We start from the raw sequence: 327 nt of genomic DNA, 5'->3' as shown, positions 1-327 counted from the left end.
CGGGATGGAGCAGCCTGGTAGCTCGTCGGGCTCATAACCCGAAGGTCGTCGGTTCAAATCCGGCTCCCGCAACCACTTCTTTGTTAGGTAGGAAGTAAAATATCACTTAACAGCAGGCGCGGGATGGAGCAGCCTGGTAGCTCGTCGGGCTCATAACCCGAAGGTCGTCGGTTCAAATCCGGCTCCCGCAACCACTTCTTTGTTAGGTAAGAAGTAAAATATCACTTAACAACAGGCGCGGGATGGAGCAGAATGATAAATCATTCGCCGGACTCTCTAAGCCAAAAAGCCGAAGGTCGTCGGTACCCGACGAGATTAGGCAAACAT

The 327-nt window shown here is 52.3% G+C and carries 2 tRNA genes; both read left to right on the top strand.

What is annotated here, in order from left to right:
• Positions 1–75, top strand: a tRNA-Met gene (locus tag C2M32_RS16160).
• Between the two features lie 42 nt (positions 76–117).
• Positions 118–194: transfer RNA gene (locus C2M32_RS16155), tRNA-Met, on the top strand.
• Positions 195–327 lie beyond the last annotated feature (133 nt).

This window comes from Pseudoalteromonas sp. T1lg23B, from assembly GCF_002964665.1.
Classification (GTDB): Bacteria; Pseudomonadota; Gammaproteobacteria; order Enterobacterales; family Alteromonadaceae; genus Pseudoalteromonas.
Note: the sequence above shows the minus strand (reverse complement) of the source record. Positions and strands in the feature narration are given on the sequence as shown.